This is a genomic window from Flavobacterium aeripolare (assembly GCF_013294025.1).
Lineage (GTDB): Bacteria > Bacteroidota > Bacteroidia > Flavobacteriales > Flavobacteriaceae > Flavobacterium.
Genome location: NZ_JABSNL010000001.1, coordinates 110607 through 136446, shown reverse-complemented (window position 1 = coordinate 136446; position 25840 = coordinate 110607). Strand labels below are relative to the sequence as shown.

The window sequence follows — 25840 nt, the reverse complement described above, 5'->3', positions numbered from 1 at the left end:
ATCATAAAATAAAACAAAGAATCCCAGTTAAAATGTCATAAAACGGCATTTTAACTGGGATTCTTCTTTCTGTTTATTTAAGCTTTATTTACAGATAGTTTGCTCCTTTTTGTACCATTATTGTACCACAAAATTAATTTTCATGATTGAATTTTTTTTTGGCGAAATTATGACACATAGAGACACATAGAGACACATATAGACACAATGGGACACAAAACGAGTCATATTATGAGTTCTAACATTGAGGTTATCAGAATTTGTGAGCACTGCAAAAAACAGTTCACAGCCAAAACAACGCGCACACGGTATCGTTCACCCATTTGCAATAGCCGTGGTTATAAATCACTAGTACGCAAAGGAAAAGTAGAAAAAAGTAATACGGAGATTGTTCAGCTTTTAAACACAGATTTGGAAAAAATAAAGCCACTTGAGTTTTTAAAAATTACTCAGGCAACCATTCTTTTTGGAATCAGTAGAAGCACGCTCTACAGGTTAGTTAATAATGGACAGCTGGACATTGCAAAGTTTGGCAAACGAACTGTTATCCGCAGGTGCGATCTTGAAGCTTTTTTTGCAATTCCTGTACAGGATGTAACCTTGAAAACTGGACAGCAATTTCCTGGCTTTGACAATTGCTACACTATAACGGAAATTCAACAGAAGTATAATATTTCTTCAGGAGCGCTCTATCTATTGATTCAACGGCAGGGTTTAGTGAAATATTCTGTTGGAAAATTCACCTGTGTTGCCAAACAGGATATTGATATAATTTTTAATACTGTGGGAAGATGAAAAATATAAATGTTAGGCTAAGAAAGAGGATACTGCCAAGTGGTAAGATTACACTATATCTTGATTTTTTCCCTCCAGTATACAATCCTAAGACTAATAAACTTTACCGTAGGGAGTATTTAAGTTTATTTTTGGTGGCAAGACCAAAAAATGCTATTGAAAAAGCTTTAAATTCTGAGAATTCATACAAGGCTGAGATCATTCGTGGCAACAGGTTTAATGAAGTAAATAAGGAGCAGATTTACACTCCATTTGAGCTCGAGCGCATTCATCTCAAGGAGGTTGGTAAAAAATCATTTCTACATTATCTAAAGCATACGGCAGAAAGCCGGACTGGTAATACTGCAGATATTTGGAAGTACGCAATTATTCACTTTGAAATGTTTTTAAAAAATGAGGACATATTAATGCAGGACATATTAATGCAGGACATTGACGTGACAATTATTGAGGACTTTAGAGCATACCTCTTGAAGGCAAAATGCCTCAAAAAGAAAAACCAGTTTCTGGCTCAAAACACTGCCTTATCTTATTTTAATAAGATCAAGGCGACCTTACGAAAAGCTTACAAAAAAGGATTACTGCAAACTGATGTTAATGCTGCAGTTGAAGGTATAAAAGAACAAGAGTCTCAAAGGAATTTTCTAACCATGGAAGAAGCAGTAAAGTTATTTAATACGCCTTGTGAAAAAGAAATAGTCAAACGTGTTAGTCTTTTTTCTCTGCTCACAGGTATGCGTTATTCTGATATATCAAAACTGACATGGGAAGAAGTACAATACAGCAAACAGGAAGGGTATTATATAAGATTTAAACAGCAGAAAACTGATAGACCTGTCACACTGCCTATTTCTGAGGAAGCGCTTGAATTCTTAGGTGAACGAAGAATGGAACCTGGAAGAGTCTTTTTAAATTTAAAAAAATGGGATTTTGATCGTATGATATTCGTTATCCTTATCAGTCCTACCAGACCGGTAATATCTATAAAAATCTGAATTACGAATATGCTCATTAAAATCTTGCTAGAGTTCTTCTAATTCATTAATGAAATAGGCCTCGTACATTTTTCCATTATATACAGGACAGGACGTTTCAATCCTAAATACTTTATTGTAATAAATTAATTTTCCTAGTAATTGCGGCTTGATAATTTTAAAGAAAATTATTTCTTCGGCCTCATCTTTAAAACCATCACTCCCAACTTGAATTTTTAGTTGACCTAATAAATTACACAAATAATTAGTTAGTACACAAGACTCGTCTATAAGATTACCACTTTTTTCATTTACTCCCCGCTCATATTCTCCTACATCAGAAAGTATGTTTTTTAATGTATTTTTCATGATTAGTTAAATTAAAATCATAACTATTTGATAACAAATGATTTAAGTAAATCTAAATTAGATAGTAAAAAACGTACAACTACAGAACAATTTAAAATTTAACTTAAAAACAACTTACAGGTAACACCTCCTTCAGAAGTCTTACCAAATAGTTAAGTAGTATTAAAGGTAAGTTCACATATATTTTATATAAACATAAATTTTCTAGTAAATTACTGTAAATCAACACCAACAACTGCAAATTATTTATTAAGGAATTTGGCCCGAATAATTGATTTATTTTTGTAGTCTAATGCTTCTCGTTCCAGCTGGATTATAAATTTTAATAGGAGATAGTAGCTATAAAGATGAATAACAGTAATAAAAAAAGTGCTTATAGAAACAAAGTCTCTTAGCTTCTATAGTAGCGCAATCCTTTTTATTTTTTCTTCAAAATTAGAAAGATATAGCGCCCCGTAATCTCGGGGACTATAGCTAATTCTTGAAAAATATTCAGTGTGTGTAATTAAGAAATGTATAGAAAGTCTAATAGGCTACTTTAACTAATTCACTGGATTTTCGTAATATTTAAAAACAATATATATACTTTTAAAGATGAGTAGTCACCATAGCACTATAACCATCCTGCACTGATTTTATAATATCCGACTTGTCTAAATTTAGTCCGTCGATATCATCAATGGTAGTGAACTCGCGCATATTATCAGTTCCCCACAAACTGAATTCGACAATAATCGGCGTTAAACTAATACCTTTGGGGGTCAACAAATAAATGTTCTCCTTCTTATTCTCAGGAAGTTTTATTTTGAATATTAGCTTATAGGTTTCTAATAATTTTAGTCGGGCAGATAAAATACTCGGTGCAATTTTCTCATCAGAATCTGATATTTCTTTGAACGTCTTTTTGTGTTTAACGAGCATATCTCTGATGATTAACAAAGACCATTTATCGCCTACAACATCAAGCGTAGCCGAGACTGGACAGCCTGAACGAAATTCTTTTTCCATTTTTTTTAGAATTATTACTATTGATTCGATAGTAACTGTTACTTTTGCTTTCGATTCGATAGCAAAAATACAAAATTTAAACAACAAATATGTTAGCAGGACATTTCACAACAGCATTAATAGCGAAGCAAAAGTATCCAAAAGGAGCTTTATTATATTTTTTAATCCTATCACAATTGCAGGATTTACTCTGGTTTACCTTTCATTATCTGGGATTAGAAACCACAACACCAAGTGATGCCTTTGATGCCACATTAAGCAATATGGCGGTTGACATGTTGTATAGTCACGATTTGGTACCACTATTGTTTTGGTTGGCTATCGTTTTCATCATCGGGAAATTAATATTCAAAAGTACCCAAATAGGAATAGTTAGTATGTTTCTAATCGGAATTCATTTTGTTTTGGATTTCTTCTCTGGTCATATGCATCATGTATTTGGCGCAGGCACTACTGAGATGGGTCTTGGTTTGTACGCCGCTTCTCCATACATTGCGATTTTGATAGAAGCCCTTTTTAGCGCTGTTGCACTCTGGTATTTCTTTACTGAAGAAACGAAAAAAGGCGTTACACGTACTACTTCCAACAAAATAGCGATTATTGCTGTTTTTGGCTATGGACTAATTTTTATGTTACTGATCGCAACACACTCCTTTAGAGAATTATTGGGTATTCCAGAATTGAATTTGGGTTTTAATACCAATATGCCAACCTTAATTTTGACATATGCTGCAATGCTTTATTGTTTGAATTATTTTGTACCGAGATTCAAAATTGCCTAAATAACTACATGATGCTAGAAGGATTTATAGGTTTTATAAAAGAATTAAAAGTGCGTAACGACGCCTTATTTTACTTTGGTTTGTTCTGTTTACTACTTTCAGTAATTTGTATTGTATTAACTAAAACAACAGCAACACAAATTCACGGAGTAAATGCTTGGTTCAAACCTTTCAAATTTGCAGTCTCATTGGGATTGTACTCGTGTACTATGGCTTGGTACTGCCATTATCTATCTGATTTCAATACTACTCCTTTTAACTGGACAGTCATTGTATTGTTTGGTCTTGAACTGCTGTATATTATTTTTCAAGCATCAAAAGGGCAATTATCGCATTACAATATTAGCACACCAACCTATTCGCTGCTGTACTCACTTATGGGTTTAGTAGCCGCAGTAGTTACCTTGTATACTGCTTATATTGGATTGCTGTTTTTTACACAGTCTTTTCCCAAATTACCATCCTATTATGTTTGGTCCATTCGTTTAGGAATTTTAATTTTTGTGGTTTTTTCGTTCGAAGGAGGTTTAATGGGGTCGCGCATGAATCACAGTGTCGGTGCTATCAATGATAATTCAAATATGTGGTTGATTGGTTGGAGCAAAACGGTGGGCGATTTGAGAGTTTCTCACTTTATAGGCATGCATGCTTTACAGCTACTTCCACTACTTTCCTTTTATATTTTTAAAAACACCAAAGCAACAATAGTTGTTTCAATTATATATGGACTTCTTGCAGTATCAACATTAGTACAGGCGTTAAACGGCAAACCGCTTATTACTGAAAAGAAAATAGAGGAACTGAAATAAAAAGGGCATCAATATTGTATAAAAATAATATCAATTTAGATTAAAACACAAAGCGTTATATAAGCATTTATCAAATTAACAACACAAAATAAATTATACTATGAGATATTTTATAAGTTTAGCCATACTAATTAGCTTCTTTTCTTGTAAAAATTCTGAGAACGAAAATAATAGTACTCGAACAGAAACCGAATTAACTCAAAAAGAGAATAAGCTCGATTCGAAAACAAAAGAGATCAGCGTAGAAGAACAAATGCTAAAACTCAATTCAGAAGTAGAGAATACTATTATCTACTGCGAAAATGATAAGTTCATCATTAAAATCGACAATCTCAAAAATGGAGATTTAAGATACAGTTCGTGGGATAAACCAAAATCAATCGCTACCAAGCCAACCCTTGTCCTTTACGACGGAAAAGTTGAAAAACAAGGTACAAGTGGAGGATACCATTATATATTTAAAAGTGACAACTGGAGTTATATAATAGAAAATAAATTTGTGGGAGAAACTGCAGAAGCAACGGGCATTTTTCTAAAGTTGATTAATAACGGGAAACAACAGGAATATTCTAAAATGATAAATTTGACTGTCGAAAAAGATTATGATCTGAAGTCTTACTCGAAAAGCAATTTAATTGGAAATTGGTTTACACCACATAGTGCAGTAAGAAAAGTGAGCTTTTTCGATAATGGCACATTTATATTCGATGAGGGAGATGGAAAAAAAATTGAAGGAAAATTTAAATTAATTGAAAAATCAGTAACCCTAGATTTCGATAATGGAACTATTAAAACATTGAAAATTGGAAGAGGAAGAGAAAATACAAGCTTAACTTTAGTTGGTGAAGGAGAGAATTTTTCTAAAGAAAGAAAATGATAAAAATATTTTACAAAGTAGCGTGTATGTAGCTCGCGGGTTGATCAAAAAGTGTATTGGATATTTTATTACAAGTGCGGAATTTAAAAGTGCTGGTATAATTAAAAAGGAAGAAGTTAATTAGAGAAAATTAAGCTTTTATAGTACTAACTATTCGTTATAATGCAGAATAAAAAATTGTATTTAAAAAAGTATTAATCAATTAAAGCTAAATCACTTTAAATTGTCCCTCTAACCCCTAAAAAAATGCAATAATCAACAACCAAATAATTTAAAACATGAAATACGCATTAGTAATCGGGCTCTTTTTAGTCCAAATCCTTGGTTATTCACAATCAAATAAAGAAACTGTTCCTACTCCAAAACCCGATGACAAGTTGTTGTTAACCATTTTTCTTAAACACGATCAAAGCATGAATTTGAATGAAATCGAAAAGATTAGAACCGATCAAGGTTTTTATAAAAATTTTCCACCCGAAGGAGTTTCAGTAGTAAACTGGTATGTGGTTATGGGGATTGGGCAAATGGTGGTCTTGGAACTTCCTGCCTCCAAATTAGCCGCAGTAAATCTAGCCATTGAAAGAACCGCTTGGAAGGCTTTCAAAACTGAAATTTATCCCACCTACAACTTGTACCCTATTGTAGAACCTAAGTTGGAAAATAAAGCGAAAGTAGCTTACTAGAGAACATAAAAAAATAATTTTTATTACAGTTTCCAATAACCATTTCTAGTTCCAACTCTACTTATAACTTTTGCGTTTGTTAATGCTTTTAAATGTTTCTGAATTGCTGATTCTGCAATCCCAAGCTGTTCTGCTAATTCTTTTCTAGTTATTTTATTGTTTTCAAGTATCAAATTAAAAACTTCTCTTTGTCTATCCGTAATCATTTGACCACTTATCTGACCACCTTGGTCTACTAGTATATCTTTGTACAACGTGACAATAATGCCGCCATCTAAACTCCAGACCACAACCGAGTTATTCGGTCTAGCACCCTTAATAGTTGTTTAACCATATCCCCTCTTTTTAGTTAATCATTTCTTAAGCTATTAAAAAAACCATCCGTATTACTATAAATTCGCCTTATCAATTCAGATTAATTTATCCTTGTTTAAAAACAAATAAATTATTACTGACCAAAAAATAAATCTATATCAAACTTTTATATTAGAAATATTGATCTACATAGCACTTTTAAATATTGCGATTTTTCAGGGAATTGTTTTAGGATTTATTATAATAAAGTCTTCACTATTCAATAGTAACTCAAATAAATATTTAGCCTATTTGCTATTTACGCTGTCAATAGAATTACTGAAACATGTTAGTGAAATTCAACACGTATTCGCCTCCTACCCTATTCTGCAATTTATTGACGACATCGAGTGGGTTTTTTTGATACCTGTTTTCCTATTTTTGTTTGTAATCAATCGCATAGATAAATCCTCAAAAGTTAAACAACGAAGTTATTTGTATTATATTCCGTTTGCATTATCCGCAACCCTTGCCTTAATATACAGTCTTGATCATATTGTAGAAGCGGTTACTTTTTCTAAAACAGGAATATTTGTATTCCAAATTTTTAGTCTAATTCATCTTTTATTAGCTGTTACATTCATCCCATTTCTTTCGATTTATTCTTTTTCCAAGATAAAATATTTAAAAGATTCACAAGAAAAAAATTGGATATTTACCTTATTAACCATCGCTTCATTACTACTATTTGCATGGCTAAGTGCTGCACTAGTCGGTTTACTTCTTAACTATGACATTTCTTACTCCATGAGTACATTGGCCTTGGTGGCTACATTTTTAATTCACTGGATAGCTTATATAGGTATTTACAAATACAAATTGGCCAAAAACAAAGATGCTGTTACTACTTTTTTAAATACCGATTTAACGCTTTCTGATCACGAACTTCCAATCATAAAAAATAATAGACCCGAAGAACAGAAAGAATCAATTACTGCAGACAATATTTATTATCAAAAACTAGAATCACTTTGCAAAGAGCAACATATTTACACAGACAGCACATTAAACCGAGAGAAAGTTGCTGAAAAACTAGGTATTAGTCCAGGTTATCTTTCCCAAATTATAAATAGCATAACAGGTGATAACTTTGCCAATTACATCAATAACTATCGGATTGAAGCGGTCAAAGAAATGATCTCAAATTCTGAATATGAAAATTATAATTTGTTGACAATTGGATTGGAATCTGGTTTTACATCAAAGACAACTTTTTACAATTCCTTTAAAAAAATCACTAGTCAAACACCAAATGAATATAAAAACGCCAATAAATAAGTACCAATTTATACACTTTTAAGCTTTTGAGACCTTTAGCTATTCCATTTGCTTCAATTTTGCTTAAAATAATTCAAATCACATTTTATGAAAAAAATTTTGACACTAGCTGTTCTTACAGTTTTAGGATTTACAAATGTTAATGCACAAAAAATCAATTTTGGTATTAAAGGAGGTTTAAACTTTGCAAATATCAGCGGAGATAACACCAAAAATTTTGATGCTGTAACATCGTTCAATTTTGGTGTTTTATCAGAAATTCCGATTTCCGATAAATTTTCATTCCAACCTGAGTTGTTATATTCTGGCCAGGGATATAGCTTCAATGATAATACAGTTGCTTTAGGCTATTTAAATGTTCCTTTGATGGGGAAATATTATGTAACAAAAGGATTCAGTGTGGAAGCTGGACCGCAAATAGGCTATTTGTTGTCTGCTAAAAACGAAAGTACTAATGTAAAAGGTTCGTTTAAGTCTGTTGATTTTGGCATTAATTTTGGTCTAGGTTATAAACTAGACAATGGTCTTAATTTTGGTGCAAGATACAATATGGGAGTATCTAACATCAATAAAGTAGACAATACTTCAAATAAAAACACAAACGGAGTACTGCAATTATCTGTTGGTTATTTCTTTTTCTAAATTGCAATAATCTTAATAATTCACATCCTGAACTATGAGTTAAAATTCAACAATAGTTTCATGATGAATATTATCCTGAAAAAAGATGTAAACACTAAGAAACCTCGAAAACTCTAAGATTTTCGAGGTTTTATATTTAGAAAACAATTATACAACTGTAATTATCATTAATTCAATGTATATTGATAAATACGGTGCTAGAAATTTCGATAACAATCCTAACCAGAACTTCTATTTCAGAGTCTGCAATACAGCTTGTCTCGCCAATTTAGGTTCGAAATTTCTGTTGTACAATAATGGGTAATTTGTTCTATTTGGAATTGGGTAATCATTTTTCCAAGACATACCATCTTGCAGTCCCCACAAAGTGACTCTGCTTATTTTATCTTTGTTCTTTACAAAAATGGCAAAGAATTCTTTGTAACGATTCGCTAGTTGCACTTCTACAGATTCAGGCAAACCATTTTTGTAAGGGTCTAAAAAGGTTTCGAACTCCTCTAATTGATACTGAGGCTCCATCATGCTTTTCCCAGTTATCTGACCTTCTTTGGTAATTGGCAATACATCCACATCCAATTCTGTAATCATCACTTTTATTCCTAAGGCCGCATAAGCATCAATCGCTTGTTGAATGTATTCTGTCTTAGGGAAATTTAAACCCCAATGTGCTTGAATCCCAACACCATCAATTCTGATTCCGGCATCTTGAAGCATCTTGATCATGCGAACAATTCCGTCTCTTTTTTCTGGACGCCAAGCGTTGAAATCATTATAATACAATTCGGTGTTAGGGGCATATTCACTAGCATATTTGAAGGCCAATCGAACCATTTCGTCACCATCGCCAATACCATTTACCCATGTTGTAGGTCGGTATTTGCCATTATCATCCATAACCTCATTTACTACGTCCCATGCTTGTACTTTCCCAGCATAGCGACCTGCAACCGCTTTGATGTGCGTACGTAATTGTTCTTTTTGTTCTTCTGGGGAATTTGGCGCTCCTTTATCGTTTGTAAAAAACCATGCAGGCGTTTGATTGTGCCATATCAAGGTATGACCCATAACGAACATCTTGTTTTCTTTGGCGAAAGCAACATAGGCATCAGCCAATGTAAAATCATAAACTCCTGGTGACGGACAAACTACTTCCGCTTTCATACAGTTTTCAGGGGTAACGGTATTGAATTCCCTTTTTATAATTGTTTGTGAAGCCTTATCCTTGCCCGAAACGATATCATCATTTATAGCACTACCTAATAAAAAGTAGTTTTTAAAGGCGTCTTTTAATGTTACATTTTCAGTAGTTGTTACTGTTTTCGAAACAGCGGTAGTTTTCACTTTTTGAGCATTGCAAGCTGTGAATGATAATGATAAAACACCCATAATTGTGGCCATTTTATTTACTGTGAACTTTGGTTTTTGCATAGTTTTTTGTTTATTAATAGAAAAATGTATTGTAATGAATAGATCTATTTTTTGGTTACTTAATTTTACTTATCGCACTCCATGTACTGCCATGGCTAAGGTATATACCGAATCCAAGGCAGTAATAAAAAGTATGGTTTGCTTTGGTCCACCAAAAGTGACATTGGCAGTCCAATCTTTAGGCACGGCAATATGTGCTATTTGCTCCCCTTCTTTATTGAAAACAGTAACGCCTTTTCCGGTGAGGTAAACATTTCCTAAGTTGTCAATCGTCATCCCATCCGAACCCATATTGGCAAACAATTTTTTATTCGAAAGTTGGCCATTTTTCCCAATTGTATAGGAGTAGGTTTTTTTACCAGATTCGTCTGCAACATAAAGGGTTTTTCCATTGGGAGTACCAATGATTCCGTTGGGTTGATTGAAGTTATCGTCGGCTACAATTGTCGGTATTTTTGTATTTGGTGCTAAATAATACACCCTTTTTGATGCTTGCTGTGTTTCTTGATGTTGCCACCACGTACGTTGGTAATAAGGATCCGTAAAATAAATACCGCCTTTGGCATCTACCCAAAGATCATTGGGACCATTGAATTTTTTACCCTCAAAATTCGCAAGTATCACGGTCACTTTTTTTTTGGCATCAATAGACCAAATCTCATTTTTTTCATCGGCAATGGCCAACAAATTCCCTTGGTTGTCAAAATACAATCCGTTAGAACGACCAGATGGTTTCATATAATCTGAAACGGTATTGTCACTGGCATTCCATTTCAGGATACGGTCATTGGGCTGATCTGTAAAATAGACATCGCCATTTTTGTCTGCAGCAGGACCTTCGGTAAATTCGAATCCATCAGCAACCAAAGTAAGCTGCGCACCATCGGCAATTATAGCTTTGTTTAAGTCTTTATGCGCCTTGCAAGACATATTTACGGTCAAAAGCAAGCTGATGCTCAGTAAATTTAGGCAATTGCTGTAAATCTGTTTTTTTGATTTAGTTATCATATCGTATTGTTAGTTTATTTTCTAATTGAATCGCCTTTAGCCCAATAAATAGCGCCAAAAATGTGGTTTAAAAAGTTTTTATCTTTAAACGATTCTGGTTTATGACCGATAGCCGTATAAAACGATCTTCCACCTTCATACTCTTGATACCATGCAATAGGATGTGCATTTCCCATTCCTTTCAATGGAATATCATCATAACCAGCAGTAAAATCATACGAAGCTTCATCAACCGTCAATAGAACATGTAGTTTATCGAGGTTCATGTTTTTAAAGTTGTACCATTCATCAGACCGAAGCCATTTATTGGGTAAATGCCATGTTGCTGGAAAATCATGATTGGCAACGTTTACAATGGCGGCTTGTAATTTTGGATGATTTACGAACTTTGCGCCTACTAGACCGTCAAACCATTTATTATCGTTTTCGCCATCTGCCGTTCCGTGTATACCTACAAAGCCACCGCCTCGTTTCATAAATGCTTTTAAAGCATCCATGTGTTTTGGTGTCAAAAAATTGGCATTGGCATTCATGAATATCACGACATCATATTCTGGTAATTTTGTTATAAGATCATCTGGTCTTTGGGTCCAATCAAACTTAAACTGATTTTCGGCTGCCATTTCTTTGAATGCTTCGACAGCGACAGGGATAGAATTGTAATGCCAGGTATCATGCTGGGTAAACAATAAAACACGAAACTGATCTTGCGCATTTGCTTTCATCATCGTTAGGATACATAGGGTTAGTAAAAAGTATTTCATTTTAAATGGTTTCATAATTTAATTTTATTGGTTACATGCATAACTAAAACGATGTGTTTTAATATATTTTGATTCTACTTAAAAAAATATAGCCACAGATTTTATACTAATTAATCACTGCTACCGTTGTTAATTCAATTTAACTCTTTTAAAATCTGCCAAATTCGCGTAAATCTGCGTGATAAAAAATTGCACGCAGATTTGGCAGATTTCCGCAGATAATAATTTCCGTGGCAAAAAAGTTAATACAGCTTTCGTAAAAGTTTTTTGACAGCAAACTTTCAGTTGGTGGTGGATTATTTCAATAGTTCATAATAAATATATTCCCAAGCCAAATCCACACTATACAAAGGTGGAAAGTTATAGTCTTCCACTTCCGCTAAGATGTATTGCACTCCAGCTATTTCTTGATACTTGAAAATATCTTTGAAATCTATTTTTCCACTTTCGCCTAATTCTTTATAATCTTTTACATGCCAACTAATAAATCGGTTGGGATAGTTTTTAAAATAATCTATAGGATTAACTCCTCCCCGATGCATCCAATACAAATCAGATTGAAAATAGACATAATCCGGATTGGTGTTCTTAAGAAAATAATCATAAATGGTTACGCCTTCGACCTTTAAAAATTCATCGGCATGGTTGTGGTACACAAACTTGAGTCCGTTCTTCTTGCAGAGTTTTCCAACTTTGTTATAATAATTGCAATACTCTTGCAATTCTTTAATTGTCTTGATGCCTTTTAATTTACTATTTGAAGTTGACAAATATTCAACACCAGCTATTTTATGGTCTTGTATCGTTTTGTTCCACCACGCATTGATTGCGGCATCATCATTTTTGTCTTCGGGATCGAAAAAGGTCATTGAGCCTAAAAATTTCATACCTGCTTTTTCGACCATAGCCTTAAACTGCGTTGGACTTTGACCATAAAAACCTCCATCCTTGTATACAAAAGTCTCCACATAGCTATACCCCATTCTACCTAACTGAATTAGGGTTTGTTCTGGGTTTTTAAGCATTTCTTTGTGAACAGAAACAAGCTGAATACCTATGTTTTTGTCTTTAGGATTGTTTTTAATGTATCTTGTTTTCCATAAACTCTTTTCATTAGGATCAAAGCCTTCCAATATGACATCTGTATAATTTTGAAAGTTAAAATCAACCTTCATCGTCTTATTACCATTGAGGTCTTTGTCTTGCATTGTCCAATGATTTTCTGAAGTAAACAAGCCTTTTCCTGTGAAAAATTCGCCTTTTGTATTATGACCTGCAGCAAAAACAGCATCGGTAACCGTATCATACCCAATAATTTCTAACAGTATTGGATTGTATTGATTGGAATTATCTTTTTGAAAAACTTCAACCGTGAGCGAATGATTATCGAAATTGGTCAAACTACTCATCTTAATTTCAGGATATTCTGCAACACTATCTGTATTAGGATTTATAGCACTTACCCATTGGCCCGAATATTGCCTGAGTCGGTCTTTTTGAGAAGAAATACCGTAGTTTTGTTGAGCAAAACCGACGAATGATTTTAGAAAAATAATTAAAAAAAGAACTCTTTTCATTTTTATTATTTTTTATCAAGGTGAATAAATAGTGGCTTTTGCTAAACTTAGGTTTTACTCTTCTCATGCAATTTTTCAGAAATATTACTATGCAAAAGCTTTGTGGAATCAATGCTATAGAAGTTGAATCTGTTCCCTCCTAAAAAGAATTAATCTGCTTGAAGAGTATCAAGCAGATTAATTTTTATTTTTTTTATTGTAAAATAGCTTCTAAAAACTACTCCAAATACGGATCTAAAGTCTGGATTTTACCATTTTCATCATAAGTGATTTCCGCGACTTTTACAGATCTTAAGTGGGTAACTCCTTCAGATAAACTAGAATCATGGTAGAATAAATACCATTTATCTTCGAACTCACAAATTGAATGGTGTGATGTCCAACCAATAACTGGATTTAAAATTCGACCTTGATACGTAAACGGTCCGTAAGGATTGTCTCCCGTAGCATAGCAGATAAAATGCGTATCTCCTGTAGAATAAGAGAAATAATATTTACCATTGTATTTGTGCATCCACGAAGCTTCAAAAAAGCGACGGTCGTTGTCTCCTGCTAAAAGCGGTTTTCCGTTTTCATCTAGGATTACGAGCTCTTTTACCGATTCGTCAAAACTTTTCATGTCAGAGGTAAGCTTTGCCATAATTGGATTTAGAGCCAACTCATTTCCTACTGGTTCTTTGTGGTTTACATCATAACTATTGTTTCTATAGCTTTGCAATTGACCGCCCCAAATGCCACCAAAATACATATAATAACTACCGTCATCATCACAAAAAACAGCTGGATCGATAGAGTAACTACCTTCAATAGCTTCTGGTTCAGCAATAAATGGCCCTACTGGAGAATCACTAATCGCAACACCAATCTGGAAAATTCCGTTGGCTCTTTTGGCGGGGAAATACAAATAATACTTTCCATCTTTAGTAGCAGCATCAGGCGCCCACATTTGTCTTTCGGCCCACGGCACATCTTTTACGTGTAGTGCTAATCCGTTATCTTTTGCTTCCCCTGTTGGGCTATCCATAGAAATAACGTGGTAATCTTCCATCCCAAAATGGTCTCCATTGTCGTTAAACGGAATTCCCGCTTCGATGTCATGAGAAGGATAAATGTATATTTTTCCGTTAAAAACATGCGCCGAAGGATCTGCGGTGTACATGTGTTTGATTAGCGGTTGTGAAATTGCTTTTTTGTTTATTTCGTCAAAATTGATATGACTGATATTTTCTTCTGGCATAATAATTTAATTTATATTTTTACTTCTTCTTTCTTTTAATTCACTTTCTAGCTGCACTTCCATTTTTTTATCGATCATATAAAAACATACCAAACCAGCACTTGCGATAAAAAATAATCCTGGATAAACACTTACGGCTAATTTAATTCCGTCAATTGCAGATTGCGCTTGGTTAGCTGCTTCAGCGACATAACCATATCTTGATAATAGAAAAGCACCTAGTGCTCCACCAATACTCAAACCTACTTTTAGACCAAAAATCATAGCCGAAAAGATGATCGCAGTAGCGCGTCGGTTGTTTTTCCATTCGCTATAATCAGCTACATCGGCAATCATTGCCCATAGTAACGGAATCGTAATTCCGTACAAAAATCCATGTACAACTTGCGTTACAAATACTAACGTTATAGAGGTAGGCGCATAAAAATTGAACTGCACTAAGCTTAAAGCAGATAGGAATATAAAGGCAATAAAAATGTTTCTTTTTCCGAATTTATCAGCCAATCCTTTTGAAAACATAATTCCGAAAATCATGAACAAAATCCCACCAGAATTAAACAAACTAAAGGCAGATGTAGGGGCATCTTTTGGCCATTGAAACTCGGTAAGTCCCATTCCGATTAATGAATCATTTAATCCAGCAATCATATTATTAAATCCGATATCCTGCAAAAACGTCGCTTGAGCAACAGGATCTAAGTAATATTTAAAGTAATAAATGTACATTCCGCCTTTTAGCGAAAGCGTAACAAAAATCAAAATTGTAACAAAAAGCATGATTACCCAAGGCTTGTTTTTAGACAAATCGAGTAAATCTTGTTTTACTGATGATTCTTGTTCTTTTTTAGGAACAATACGTTCTTTTGTAGTCAAGAATGTGATTATAAAACAAATAACTCCTGCTATTGCAAAAATCATCATGGTCGTTTTAAAACCAGCTGCTTTGTCGCCATGACCCAAAATTAAAACCAAAGGCAATAACAATCCCTGAATGATAAATTGCGCAAACATTACCGCTACAAAACGATACGAAGACAAACTGTTACGTTGTCCCATATCCCCAGTCAAAACCCCGCTTAGAGCTGAATACGGTAAATTATTGGCCGAGTACACTAATATCAATAAGAAATAAGTCACCAAAGCGTAAATTACTTTTCCATCTGGACCGAAATCTGGTGTTGAGAAAGCCAAAATAGCGATGATTCCAAATGGCAAAGAAGTCCATAAAATCCAAGGTCTGAATTTTCCCCAACGGGTTCTTGTTCTATCGGCAACTGCACCCATTATAATATTAAAAAAGGCACCAATAAACCCTCCAAAAAAGATAATCGCACTGGCTGTTCCTGCTGGAATCTTATACACATCGGTGTAGAAAAATGCCAAAAAGGTCATCAAAGTTTGGAAAATTAAATTGGCTGCAAAGTCGCCTAAACTGTAACCTACTTTCTCTAAAACCGAAAGTTTTTGGGATGTATTATTCATTTTGTAATTTTATTTATGGTTATTCTTTCTAAACGTTTCCTATTATTTAATCGTTTTATCACTAAAGCGCTCGATTGATTTTAACTCTGGTTCGCCACCTCTTTGGCCACAGCCCGAAGCGATATACAATTCTTTTTTGTACCAAATAAATTGTGTACCATGTCTACCTCGCTCCAAAGAGGGTAGCGTACTCCAAATTCCGGTTTTTGTATCTAAAACTTCAACTTCATTATGTGCTAGTAATTGATCTCCATTTTCACCACCAGTAACTAAAATTTTATCACCAATACAAATTGATGCAATACCAGCACGCTGCGTAGGAACAGGATTGGCAAGTGTGCTCCATTGTCCAGATTTTAAATCAAACACATCCACCTCTGGAATTGTTAATTCAAAAACCTTTTCGATAGCGCCTGATGAAACCCTTCCGCCCAATACATATAATTTGTCTTTACAAACTACTGAGGTAGCATGATCACGAGCTCGAGGTGTATCAGTTAGTTTTTCCCATTTCCCTGTTTTGAAATCGTAAACATCAAACCAGCTTACGTGTCCATCCCAGTGACCGTCAATAATACCACCCGAAATATAAAGTTTGTCCTTATAAACATTGGTGGTTGTAGAGGATCTTAATCTATTCTCTGGCATCGAAAATCCTTTTTCCCAACTGTCCTTTTCAGGATCATAAACATAAGCTGTAGCTACTGGAGTTTCGTGTGGGAATTGCCCCGTAGCAGCGCCAACGATATAAATTTTCCCTTTATAAGAAAAACTTTGAAAATGGTGCAATTCAATTGGCGGTTTGGCACCTGATGTCCATGTATTTGTTTCAGGATTAAAAATGGACACTTCTTGAATACGTCGACCGCCAAGCAGGTAAAATTTACCGCCAACTTCAGCAAATGCCGCTTCATGTCGTGCTGCAGGTTCTCCTGTACAGGCCAAGGTTTCCCATTTATAATTATCGAAAGATTGTGCAATCCCTTGTTGACAAAATAAAGTGAGCATCGATAATACCAATATTTTCGAAAGTCTAGAAAGTCGTATCATAATCTCTTTTTATTTTATTTAATTTGATTGTTAGCTTTACATACTAGATAAAAAATATGGCACGCAGATTATAGAGATTTTGGCAGATTTACTACTGTGAATCAATTTTGAATTTGCGAAATTTGCGTGCTTTTTTAATTTTAGTATAATTAACGGTTAATCATATAATTTGAAGCAGTTTGCACTACTACTAGTTACAATCGCTCTATTTTTTCTTCAAAGCCATTACTTGATCGTATGCTTTGTTAGTCTTATTATTTCGATCGAAAAGCAATGGATAATTTGTTCTGTTTTTGATAGGCCAATTGTTTAACCACGACTGACTGTCATTTACTCCCCAAAAAGTAACACGACCAATTTTGTCTTTATGCTTCAAAAAAACTTTGAATAAATCTTCATATCGTTGGGCAAGTTTCACTTGAATACTGTCTGGAACTCCATTAGTGTACGGATTCATTTTGGCATCTTCTTCAAAATTCTGATCTACATTGGCACCTACTAACTTCTCTGGCACTGGTAAAACAGATATATCTAGTTCCGTAATCATCACCTTCAATCCTAATTTAGAATAAGCAATTATACTTTCTTCAATATCTTTTAATGGTAAACCATCAAGGCTCCAGTGTCCTTGGATACCAACTCCGTCAATGCGAGCACCACTATCTTTTATTTTCTTTAATAATCGAATAGCTCCCTCTCTTTTTACCGGTTGCTCGATATTAAAATCATTATAATACAATTCCGTATTTGGAGCTGCTTTTTCGGCTAACTTGAAAGCGGTTACTAAGAAGTCATCACCTAATTTTTCGAAAAATATAGATTTTCTATACGTTCCATCTTCGTTTAAAGCCTCATTTACAACATCCCATCCATCTATTTTACCTTTGTATCTTCCGGCAACAGTACTAATGTGATTTTGCATAAACATGCTCAATGAATCTTTGCTTTTTATTGCAAGTACAAATGGAGACAATTGCTCGTGCCATATAAGTGCATGACCTACAACAAACATGTTATTCTTTTTTCCATAAGCCACATATTTGTCTGCTACATCAAAAGTGTACTCATCCCATTTTGGATGAATCATTTCACATTTTAAATTATTCTCTGGAGAAATAGCACTAAATTGTGATTTAATCAAGTTATTTACATCAGCATCTTTTTCATTGATTTGATCCGCACTAAGAGCAGTACCTATGTAAAAATCTTGTTTATAAGCGCTTTTTAATGTTGGTGCAGTACTTACAGCTTCTTTTTTAGCCTGACAACTCATCATTAAAACCCCTGCCAATATAATTGTAGCCGTTTTGCTATTTACTATTTTCATATTTTGTTTTTTAAATCAATTTTTATATTAACTATATCTTACTTTGTATTCGAATTTTTGAACCAATTAAATTGGGCTTGATTATCACTTTCTTGTCCCATTGAGGTGGTGTACATGGCATAAAATGCACCTACAAAACCACCGCCAACTTGCGTACTTAAAAATTTGGCATCCACTTGATCTTCCAGCGTACTCCATTTTTTATTATCGAAAGAATATTCGAAACTATAAACTGGTCCATTGGCAACTATCTTCAAAAATAATTTTCCCTTACTATCAATTGTAACCGATTTGATTTCATCAACTGCCTCACCATTGGATTTGTACAGCTGCACTACGTTTATATTATTCTTTACCGACTGGCAGAAATAGTAAAAATGAGATTCATTTTGGAAAACTATTAATCCTGATTTTTCATTTTCTTTCTTAGTCGAAAACTCCATTTCGGTGCTTACTTCGCCTACTAAATGTTGTTGTCTAAAGCCTACGAAACTAGGATTACCAGTTCCTGAAACTGTTTCTGGTCTTGTTTGTATAGTAAGAGCTCCTTTTTTAGAATCTAAAGAGTACCATTTTTCATGTGGTGTTCTTAAAAACATCCATTGATAATCTAAAGACGTTCCATTAAATTCATCTACAAACAGATCTCGATTGCTTTTGATTGTTGTAGCAGGTTTCGTTTTTAAAGTGTAATTCTTTTTAACGACTTCACCTTCTAAGTTAATTTTTGGCCAACCTTTTTCCCAAGATACGGGCGCCATAAAAGTTTCTCTTCCGGTATTAAAAAATCCTCCCTCATAAGGACGACAACCAAGAAAAACCGCATACCAATTGCCATTAGTATCTTCAACAAAATCAGCATGACCTGTTGATGTTACAGGATCTTTGCGATTAGGATCTAAATTTCGCTGTGTCAAAATTGGATTTTGAGCGTACGATTCATACGGCCCTAAAACATTTTTACTTCTAAAAACTACTTCCGAATGGTTAACATCCGTTCCGCCTTCAGCAGCTATTAAATAATAAAAACCATCCTTTTTAAAAATATGTGGCCCTTCAATCCAAACTGGTTTTTGACTTATATCAGCTCCCCCATTAACGATAATTTCAGGACTGCTGATTACTTTATTTGTGGCAAGATCAAATTCTACTATTTTTATCGAGCGATGCCCGTCATAAACCGAAACTTTGTTGGGAGGATCACTATTATAAATGATATACCCACGATTTGTATCATCAAAAAATAAGGAAGGATCAATCCCTTCGACTTCTGGAAGCCAAACGGGATCACTCCAGCCTTTGGATAAATCTGTAGTCGTAATCACAAAATTATTTCCGTTATCTATCAAAGTACATGTGATGTAAAAAGTCCCGTTGTTGTAGCGGATCGCTGGCGCAAATAAACCTCTTGAGATTCCTAAACCGTCCAGATTTAATTGCGTAGTTCTGTCCATTGCATTTCCTATTTGTTCCCAATGCGCCAGATCTTTCGAATGAAAAATAGGCAGTCCTGGGAAATAAGAAAAGGTAGAATTGACCAAATAGTAATCCTCTCCTACTCTGCAAATACTAGGATCAGGATAAAACCCTTTTAGAATAGGATTTTGAACCACCGTCGTATTTTGAGCAAGAATTACATTGGCACAAAAAAGAACTAATACAATTAAATATTTTTTCATTCTGCGCTATTTACAATGGTTTTCACGTATTCAAAAAAAGCTTTCTTTCGTGCAGAACTCACTTTCCAATCTACAGGAACACTTTGAAATCCTTCTTCAATATTTGTTTCCCCTTCTCTTCTAAAATCAAAGAAACCCCATGAAGATTTGTTCTCGATTGCTGTTTTGAAATTGTTTTCTTCTTTATCAAATTCATAATGGTCATCTTCATTAAAAACAATTGGTTTTAAACTGTAACCAGGCACTTGTTTTGTTTTTTCGATCATTGTTGCCACACCTTTTGGATCTTCAACAGCGTTCGCATGAAGTAGAATATAATCAGACGCTTCTATCACACTAGAAGTTGGAATCGAAGCACCTTGAAAACTTGTGGATACTAAATACCTAAAGTTTCCTCTTTTGTTATTTTTTACTCTATTAATCAATGTCGCCATACCACTTTCCGTTAAGATTTTGTGGTCGTAATACGGTAAATCACATTCATTCACAACTTCGATAAGAATGTTTTTATAGCCCGTATCATGAAGTCCGTTTATTGTATTGTCCACAGCATTGATTACTGCTTTTTCATCTGCTAAAAGTTGGTCTTGTCCAAAATAAAATAATCCTATCATTACGACCATTTCTAACTCATCGGCCTTTTTAAGCACTTTTGTCAATCGGTTCCAGTAGGCTGGTTTAATCGAACCATCAGCAGTAAAAGCCGAGTTGATCCAATTTTTATTCCCATACCCTGTTGGACTACCACCTTGTAAATTCACGGTAATCGCGTTTAATCCATACGATTTCCATTCTGACATGGCAGCAACAAACTCGTCTGTATTGCGATCGGCACTCCATTTTTGAGTGTCGGGATATTTCCATAAAACAGCTGTTTCTGGATTCTCATCATCAAAAGTCGCTTGCACCATTCTGGAATTAAACAACAATCCTTCAATAGGTTTACCTTTCCAAGTTTTACCCTTATTGATTATTTTTCCATTGATTAAAAAATTATCTTTTTCGATAGAAACAACGGTGTGTCCTTTAGTTTTTTTAGTACTAACTTGACCATTGGTCGCTATGCTAAAAAGGAATAATGCCGTAATTGATAGACTATAAACTATTTTCATAATGTTTTAATTAAATTTTGAATGGGTTTCCTTTTAAAGTAACTGTGCTAACAACCACATTGGCTTCTTTTACTCTTTCCTCATTTGGTTGTGCTCCTCCTACAGAAAAAGTGTAATCGCCTGGACTTACTTCCATTTTTACATCAGCATTGATTTGTGCCAATTGTTTTGGTTGCACTTTAAACGAAATAGTCTTTGTTTCACCTGCTTTTAGAAAAGTTCTTTCAAAACCAACCAATGTTCTTATGGTATTTTGAAAATCGTCTTTGGCACTTTTCATATACAATTCCGTTACTTCGTCACCATCTACTTTTCCGGTATTAGTAACATCAACTGAAAGTAGAATTTCTTTGTTGGTTGCTTGTTTTTTGTCTAAAACCAAATTGCTGTATTTAAAGGTGGTATAACTCAACCCAAAACCAAATTCATACAAGGGTTTTCCTTGAAAATAACGATAGGTTTTGCCTTTCATGTTGTAATCATCAAAAGCTGGAATATCATTAATGTCTTTATAAAAAGTAAGAGGCAAACGTCCTGATGGATTGTAATCACCAAATAAAATATCGGCAATTGCAGTTCCTCCCGCTTGTCCAGGATACCAAGCTTCTAGAATTGCTGAAATATTATCGTTTTCCCAATTGATGGCAAGCGCACTACCATTTAGCAAAACCAAAACCATTGGTTTCCCTAGTGTGCTTATTTTTTTCATCAAATTAGTTTGAGAAGCTGGTAGTTTGATATCTACACGATCACCACCTGCAAAACCGTCTACTTTCACTTTCATTTCCTCTCCTTCTAAAAGCGGACTCAACCCCATACAAAAAACGACAACATCAGATGCTTCAGCCAACGCCATTGCTTCTTTTTCAAGATTTTCATTAGGCGCTTCCCATAAAAAACGCATAATAGCATGCTCTGAATTGTCTTGCTTGTATTCTAATTTAATTTTATAGGCTTTGTTTGCTTCTAAGTCTAAATACTCGTATTCTGTTTTAGGCTCATAAACATTATCACTTTCGACAATTAATTTATCATCAACATACAATTTCATTCCAGAATAAGATTGCCCTCCTATCGCATAGCGACCTGATTTGGGAACCGAAAGATATCCCGTCCAGCGAACTGAATATTTATCATAACTCATATCTGAGAATGGAGGAGTTGTTGCCCACAAAAAGTCAACATTTTTATCGATTTGCTTGTGCGATGGGTTACCTTTTAAAGTGGTATTCGAAAAATATTCCGCTTTCAAACCTTTATTTTTTAATTTGCTGTCGGTATATAAAACAGCTGCAGGAACTGCTTCTAAAATTGGCAAACCATCTGCTAGTCTACACCCTTGTGCAAAACTCACATTGGCATTTGGCAATTTATTTTTAATCCCTTGCAAAGGTGTAATTGGTTGTGACGGAAAACCGTTGTAGTTTCCAAGTAACACATCGGCATCGTTTGCATTTGGACCAATAACCGCTACTTTTTTCAAATTTTTGCTTAATGGCAAGAGGTTATTATTTTTTAATAAAACCATTGATTTTCTAGCAGATTGAAGTGCTAGTAAACGATGTACTTCTGAATCTACTACACTATAAGGAATATCTTCATACTTCACATCGCCCTTTGGTGCAAACAAGCCAAGTTTTAATCGTGCTTCTACCAATCTTTCTACAGAAACGCTTAGTTCATCTTCAGAAATCAAACCTTGTTCTACGGCTTTCACCAATGAAGGATAAGAATCTCCACAATTTAAGTCGGTTCCCGCTTGTACGGCCATTGCAGATGCTTGCTCTTTAGTTTGTACTACTTCATGTGCTCCTTTGTTATAGAAATCAGTCACTGCCCAACAGTCAGACACGATATATCCTTTGAAACCCCAATCTTTTCTCAATAAATCACTTAATTGTTTGTTCCCGCAACAAGGCACACCTTTGAAGCTGTTATATGCACACATTACAGAATACACGCCCGATTCCTTCACCACTTTTTCGAATTGTGGACTGTAGGTATTCAACATATCAAAATCGGATGGGTCTACATTAAAACTATGACGACTCGCTTCTGGTCCGCTGTGTACCACAAAATGTTTGGCTGTTGCGATCAGTTTGTAATATTTAGGATCGTTCCCTTGTAAACCTTTTATAAATTGTACCCCCAATTCTCCCGTTAAATAAGGATCTTCTCCGTAAGTCTCCATTCCGCGACCCCATCTTGGATCTCTAAAAATATTAATGTTGGGTGTCCAGAAAGTCAAGCCTTGGTGAATACCTCTTTTATTTTTCGATACAAAATCATGGTGTTTGGCTCTCGCTTCATCTGAGATTGCATTGGCATTTTCGAACATTTGCTTTCTATCAAACATGGCACTCATTCCGATTCCTTGCGGAAAAACAGTTGCAATTCCCGCACGAGCTACTCCGTGTAGGCATTCGTTCCACCAGTTCATTTCAGGAATTTCTAATCTATCTATTGCAGCAGAGTTGTAGGTCATTTGAGAAACCTTCTCTTCCAATGTCATTTTCGAAACCAAAAAAGAAGCGCGTTCTTCAAAAGTTTTTGAGGCATCTTTATGCACTGCTACCTGTGCACCACAAGTTGTGATGGCAAGTAAAAAGAAAAGACAAATCTGTTTAGATGGAGACATATTGTATTTTTTAATTTGTAATTAGATAAATCTTGCTTGACTATTTGGTGCTGTTTTTATTTCGAAAACAGTTTGATTTTTAGGATATAAAACTGAATTTTCAAGACAAATTTGAACTTACTATTCTTAAATTATTAGCTGTTATAAAACAGACTAGTAATTGTAAAAACTGTTTGGTAAAAGTAGCAGGATGTTCCATTGTCAAATGACACTTTTGAAGCTATAACTACAACAAATCGCGCGTCTTTGACTATTTTAGGTCTTTGAGGCGGCAAGTTGAAGCGAAAATGTAAATTTTGATAGATACTAAAAAATTATAAATAGCATTAAAAAACTCCATTATTATTTAGATAATCGTAAAAAAAATGACTTTTATATAGAGATATTTATATTAAAATTGCTCAGCTGAACATGACTAAAAACGCTCAACTTTGCCCTTTTAATATTACTTGAGGATAAGACACAAAAAAACGGACTCTTACCTACAAGTCACAATTTAGCTGCTAATTCATCAGTAAAAAAGTGACCTGTAGATCTGAGTCCGTTATCTAAGTTTGCAGATTATTTTAATCCTTCAAGGAAACCGGTGTGTGCTTTTTTCACACTGTAATCGTCATTATACATTAATGGCCAATCAATATGTCCCCAGAAATCTAGTAACCAAGATTCACTATCTCTCATGCCCCAAACAGTAAGTGCATACTGATTAGCTGCAGGAATAGCATTGAAAATTTTCACTACTTCTTTATACTTATTTTTTTGTTGAAGTGCTCTTTCAGGAGTTAGTGAAGTTATATCAGTATCAGGGTTAGCTTGAATATCTAGTTCAGAGAAGTGCATTAATAAATTTCTAGAAACTGTTCCATCCACTACCGCTTGAATTTCTGAAGCAGCAGGCCCTTTATAACTAATGTGCATTTGTGCACCTAGACCATCAATAAGGTTGTCTTTTTTCAAATCATCAGCAATCTTGAAGATTGCAGTTCTTTTAGTAGCAGAAGATGCGAAGTTGTAATCATTATAAAATAATTTGCATGCAGGATCAGCAGCTCTAGCCCATTGATAACATTTTTTGATATAATCGTCGCCCAATTTTTGTTTGAAAATAGAATTTCTCAACGGGTTTCCATTACCATCATCAACAGCTTCGTTAACAACATCCCAAGATTTTACTTTTCCTTTGTAACGTGTTACTACTGTAGTGATATACTCTTTAACCATAGCCTCAAACTCAGCATTTGTACCAGTAAAATTTTTAACCCAGTCAGGTACTGCATTGTGCCATATTAGAGCGTGCCCATGAAGATTTAAGTTATTATCTGTAGCATACTTTACAATTTTATCAACTGCTGTAAAGTCATACGTTCCCTTACTTGGATACATTTGATCCATTTTCATTTCGTACTCAGACGTAATATTATCATATTCTCTTAAGATAATATCTGATGTTATTCCTGTTAATCTGCTAGACCTTACAATCATACCCACGTTAAAGTTAGCTGCTTCTTTTAGCGCCGTCGTAGGTTCAGGTCCTGTACTGATTATTTCTGTTGCGATCACGTTTGAAAATGCCGAAATTGCCTCTCCTCTCACCGCTCTTACTCTATAATAATAAGTAGTACCAGAATCTAAACCATCAATATCGAGTGTAAGAGCATTCACTACCAATTCATTATAATTTGGTAATACACTTGAAAAGTCAGCATTTGTAGCTACATCTACTAAATATTTATCAGCACGGTACACTCTTGTCCAGTTGGCAGTAAAACCAGAGTTAGTGAGGTTTACTGCAAAATAAGCATTAGGGACACCAGCAATTACTGCTACTTCATCATCGTTCTTAGAGCAACTTAATGCAAATAAACCGATACAGATAAACAAAAGAACTTGTTTTATTTTTAATTTTTTCATCTTCATTTTTTTTATAAAAAGGTTGTTGATTATTTACAACAACCTTTTTAAATATT

General features: G+C 34.4%; 23 protein-coding genes. 8 read left to right on the top strand and 15 right to left on the bottom strand.

Annotation, left to right across the window (positions count from 1 at the left end; all coding sequences use genetic code 11):
• Positions 1–231: 231 nt before the first annotated feature.
• Both HNQ00_RS00525 and HNQ00_RS00520 read left to right on the top strand, forming a co-directional pair.
• A complete protein-coding gene (locus HNQ00_RS00525; RefSeq protein ID WP_254598407.1) occupies positions 232–795 on the top strand; it encodes a helix-turn-helix domain-containing protein in 564 nt (187 codons plus the stop codon).
• Positions 792–1790 carry a tyrosine-type recombinase/integrase gene (locus HNQ00_RS00520; RefSeq protein WP_254598406.1) on the top strand — a complete coding sequence of 333 codons (999 nt, stop codon included), beginning with the start codon at positions 792–794 and terminating at the stop codon, positions 1788–1790. Before HNQ00_RS00525 ends, HNQ00_RS00520 begins: the two co-directional genes overlap by 4 nt.
• 27 nt (positions 1791–1817) lie before the next feature.
• Here HNQ00_RS00520 and HNQ00_RS00515 read toward each other — a convergent pair whose 3' ends face one another.
• Positions 1818–2138, bottom strand: coding sequence for an RteC domain-containing protein (locus HNQ00_RS00515; protein WP_173836030.1), 321 nt, complete (start codon positions 2136–2138; stop codon positions 1818–1820).
• Positions 2139–2726: 588 nt separating this feature from the next.
• Positions 2727–3230, bottom strand: a complete 504-nt coding sequence (locus HNQ00_RS00510; protein ID WP_254598405.1) for a winged helix-turn-helix transcriptional regulator — start codon at positions 3228–3230, stop codon at positions 2727–2729.
• Positions 3231–3235: 5 nt separating this feature from the next.
• On the opposite strand from HNQ00_RS00510, the gene HNQ00_RS00505 reads away from it, so the two are divergent.
• The 4 genes from HNQ00_RS00505 (at position 3236) to HNQ00_RS00490 (ending at position 6297) form a co-directional block, all read left to right on the top strand.
• Positions 3236–3928, top strand: a complete 693-nt coding sequence (locus HNQ00_RS00505; protein ID WP_173836026.1) for a hypothetical protein — start codon at positions 3236–3238, stop codon at positions 3926–3928.
• Between the two features lie 8 nt (positions 3929–3936).
• Positions 3937–4737 carry a hypothetical protein gene (locus tag HNQ00_RS00500; protein WP_254598404.1) on the top strand — a complete coding sequence of 267 codons (801 nt, stop codon included), beginning with the start codon at positions 3937–3939 and terminating at the stop codon, positions 4735–4737.
• 100 nt (positions 4738–4837) lie between these two features.
• The gene (locus HNQ00_RS00495) at positions 4838–5614 is read left to right on the top strand and encodes a hypothetical protein (protein WP_173836024.1); all 777 of its coding nucleotides are present in this window, start codon (positions 4838–4840) and stop codon (positions 5612–5614) included.
• Between the two features lie 278 nt (positions 5615–5892).
• Entirely contained in the window at positions 5893–6297 is a 405-nt protein-coding gene (locus HNQ00_RS00490) for a hypothetical protein (RefSeq protein WP_217425231.1), read from the top strand.
• A 23-nt stretch (positions 6298–6320) separates the two neighbouring features.
• Here the strand turns inward: HNQ00_RS00490 and HNQ00_RS00485 are convergent, their stop codons facing one another.
• Positions 6321–6587, bottom strand: coding sequence for a winged helix-turn-helix transcriptional regulator (locus tag HNQ00_RS00485; protein ID WP_173836022.1), 267 nt, complete (start codon positions 6585–6587; stop codon positions 6321–6323).
• Between the two features lie 205 nt (positions 6588–6792).
• Here HNQ00_RS00485 and HNQ00_RS00480 point away from each other — a divergent pair, with 205 nt between their 5' ends.
• Both HNQ00_RS00480 and HNQ00_RS00475 read left to right on the top strand, forming a co-directional pair.
• Positions 6793–7929, top strand: coding sequence for a helix-turn-helix domain-containing protein (locus HNQ00_RS00480; protein WP_173836020.1), 1137 nt, complete (start codon positions 6793–6795; stop codon positions 7927–7929).
• An 87-nt stretch (positions 7930–8016) separates the two neighbouring features.
• Complete coding sequence (locus HNQ00_RS00475) at positions 8017–8571, top strand: porin family protein (protein ID WP_173836018.1); 555 nt, start codon at positions 8017–8019, stop codon at positions 8569–8571.
• 231 nt (positions 8572–8802) lie between these two features.
• Here HNQ00_RS00475 and HNQ00_RS00470 read toward each other — a convergent pair whose 3' ends face one another.
• The 12 genes from HNQ00_RS00470 to HNQ00_RS00415 all read right to left on the bottom strand — a co-directional run bounded on the left by HNQ00_RS00470 (position 8803) and on the right by HNQ00_RS00415 (position 25784).
• Positions 8803–9999 carry an endo-1,4-beta-xylanase gene (locus HNQ00_RS00470; RefSeq protein WP_173836016.1) on the bottom strand — a complete coding sequence of 399 codons (1197 nt, stop codon included), beginning with the start codon at positions 9997–9999 and terminating at the stop codon, positions 8803–8805.
• A gap of 69 nt (positions 10000–10068) precedes the next feature.
• On the bottom strand, positions 10069–10929 hold the full coding sequence (locus tag HNQ00_RS00465; protein WP_254598403.1) for an SMP-30/gluconolactonase/LRE family protein: 861 nt from the start codon (positions 10927–10929) through the stop codon (positions 10069–10071).
• Positions 10930–11021: 92 nt separating this feature from the next.
• Positions 11022–11786, bottom strand: coding sequence for a ThuA domain-containing protein (locus tag HNQ00_RS00460; protein ID WP_173836012.1), 765 nt, complete (start codon positions 11784–11786; stop codon positions 11022–11024).
• Positions 11787–12067: 281 nt separating this feature from the next.
• Positions 12068–13348, bottom strand: coding sequence for a sugar phosphate isomerase/epimerase family protein (locus HNQ00_RS00455; RefSeq protein WP_173836010.1), 1281 nt, complete (start codon positions 13346–13348; stop codon positions 12068–12070).
• A 217-nt stretch (positions 13349–13565) separates the two neighbouring features.
• Entirely contained in the window at positions 13566–14585 is a 1020-nt protein-coding gene (locus HNQ00_RS00450; RefSeq protein WP_173836008.1) for a glycoside hydrolase family 43 protein, read from the bottom strand.
• A 6-nt stretch (positions 14586–14591) separates the two neighbouring features.
• Positions 14592–16067 carry an MFS transporter gene (locus HNQ00_RS00445; protein WP_173836006.1) on the bottom strand — a complete coding sequence of 492 codons (1476 nt, stop codon included), beginning with the start codon at positions 16065–16067 and terminating at the stop codon, positions 14592–14594.
• Between the two features lie 42 nt (positions 16068–16109).
• The gene (locus HNQ00_RS00440) at positions 16110–17117 is read right to left on the bottom strand and encodes a Kelch repeat-containing protein (RefSeq protein ID WP_254598402.1); all 1008 of its coding nucleotides are present in this window, start codon (positions 17115–17117) and stop codon (positions 16110–16112) included.
• A gap of 205 nt (positions 17118–17322) precedes the next feature.
• Complete coding sequence (locus HNQ00_RS00435; RefSeq protein WP_173836004.1) at positions 17323–18444, bottom strand: endo-1,4-beta-xylanase; 1122 nt, start codon at positions 18442–18444, stop codon at positions 17323–17325.
• A 38-nt stretch (positions 18445–18482) separates the two neighbouring features.
• The gene (locus HNQ00_RS00430) at positions 18483–20123 is read right to left on the bottom strand and encodes a glycoside hydrolase family 43 protein (RefSeq protein WP_173836002.1); all 1641 of its coding nucleotides are present in this window, start codon (positions 20121–20123) and stop codon (positions 18483–18485) included.
• Positions 20120–21235: a hypothetical protein gene (locus HNQ00_RS00425; RefSeq protein ID WP_173836000.1), complete on the bottom strand. Its 1116-nt coding sequence runs from the start codon at positions 21233–21235 to the stop codon at positions 20120–20122. The genes HNQ00_RS00430 and HNQ00_RS00425 overlap by 4 nt, the downstream gene beginning before the upstream one ends.
• 10 nt (positions 21236–21245) lie before the next feature.
• Positions 21246–23873 (bottom strand): glycoside hydrolase family 3 C-terminal domain-containing protein, encoded by a 2628-nt coding sequence (locus HNQ00_RS00420; protein WP_173835998.1) that lies wholly within the window; start codon positions 23871–23873, stop codon positions 21246–21248.
• Between the two features lie 561 nt (positions 23874–24434).
• Positions 24435–25784 (bottom strand): endo-1,4-beta-xylanase, encoded by a 1350-nt coding sequence (locus HNQ00_RS00415; RefSeq protein ID WP_173835996.1) that lies wholly within the window; start codon positions 25782–25784, stop codon positions 24435–24437.
• Positions 25785–25840 lie beyond the last annotated feature (56 nt).

Coding starts and splice junctions, on each gene's coding strand:
- HNQ00_RS00525 (WP_254598407.1), top strand. CDS start 232: ATGAGTTCTAACATTGAGGTTATCAGAATTTGTGAGCACTGCAAAAAA.
- HNQ00_RS00520 (WP_254598406.1), top strand. CDS start 792: ATGAAAAATATAAATGTTAGGCTAAGAAAGAGGATACTGCCAAGTGGT.
- HNQ00_RS00515 (WP_173836030.1), bottom strand. CDS start 2,138: ATGAAAAATACATTAAAAAACATACTTTCTGATGTAGGAGAATATGAG.
- HNQ00_RS00505 (WP_173836026.1), top strand. CDS start 3,236: ATGTTAGCAGGACATTTCACAACAGCATTAATAGCGAAGCAAAAGTAT.
- HNQ00_RS00500 (WP_254598404.1), top strand. CDS start 3,937: ATGATGCTAGAAGGATTTATAGGTTTTATAAAAGAATTAAAAGTGCGT.
- HNQ00_RS00495 (WP_173836024.1), top strand. CDS start 4,838: ATGAGATATTTTATAAGTTTAGCCATACTAATTAGCTTCTTTTCTTGT.
- HNQ00_RS00490 (WP_217425231.1), top strand. CDS start 5,893: ATGAAATACGCATTAGTAATCGGGCTCTTTTTAGTCCAAATCCTTGGT.
- HNQ00_RS00475 (WP_173836018.1), top strand. CDS start 8,017: ATGAAAAAAATTTTGACACTAGCTGTTCTTACAGTTTTAGGATTTACA.
- HNQ00_RS00470 (WP_173836016.1), bottom strand. CDS start 9,999: ATGCAAAAACCAAAGTTCACAGTAAATAAAATGGCCACAATTATGGGT.
- HNQ00_RS00465 (WP_254598403.1), bottom strand. CDS start 10,929: ATGTCTTGCAAGGCGCATAAAGACTTAAACAAAGCTATAATTGCCGAT.
- HNQ00_RS00460 (WP_173836012.1), bottom strand. CDS start 11,786: ATGAAACCATTTAAAATGAAATACTTTTTACTAACCCTATGTATCCTA.
- HNQ00_RS00455 (WP_173836010.1), bottom strand. CDS start 13,348: ATGAAAAGAGTTCTTTTTTTAATTATTTTTCTAAAATCATTCGTCGGT.
- HNQ00_RS00450 (WP_173836008.1), bottom strand. CDS start 14,585: ATGCCAGAAGAAAATATCAGTCATATCAATTTTGACGAAATAAACAAA.
- HNQ00_RS00445 (WP_173836006.1), bottom strand. CDS start 16,067: ATGAATAATACATCCCAAAAACTTTCGGTTTTAGAGAAAGTAGGTTAC.
- HNQ00_RS00440 (WP_254598402.1), bottom strand. CDS start 17,117: ATGATACGACTTTCTAGACTTTCGAAAATATTGGTATTATCGATGCTC.
- HNQ00_RS00435 (WP_173836004.1), bottom strand. CDS start 18,444: ATGAAAATAGTAAATAGCAAAACGGCTACAATTATATTGGCAGGGGTT.
- HNQ00_RS00430 (WP_173836002.1), bottom strand. CDS start 20,123: ATGAAAAAATATTTAATTGTATTAGTTCTTTTTTGTGCCAATGTAATT.
- HNQ00_RS00425 (WP_173836000.1), bottom strand. CDS start 21,235: ATGAAAATAGTTTATAGTCTATCAATTACGGCATTATTCCTTTTTAGC.
- HNQ00_RS00420 (WP_173835998.1), bottom strand. CDS start 23,873: ATGTCTCCATCTAAACAGATTTGTCTTTTCTTTTTACTTGCCATCACA.
- HNQ00_RS00415 (WP_173835996.1), bottom strand. CDS start 25,784: ATGAAAAAATTAAAAATAAAACAAGTTCTTTTGTTTATCTGTATCGGT.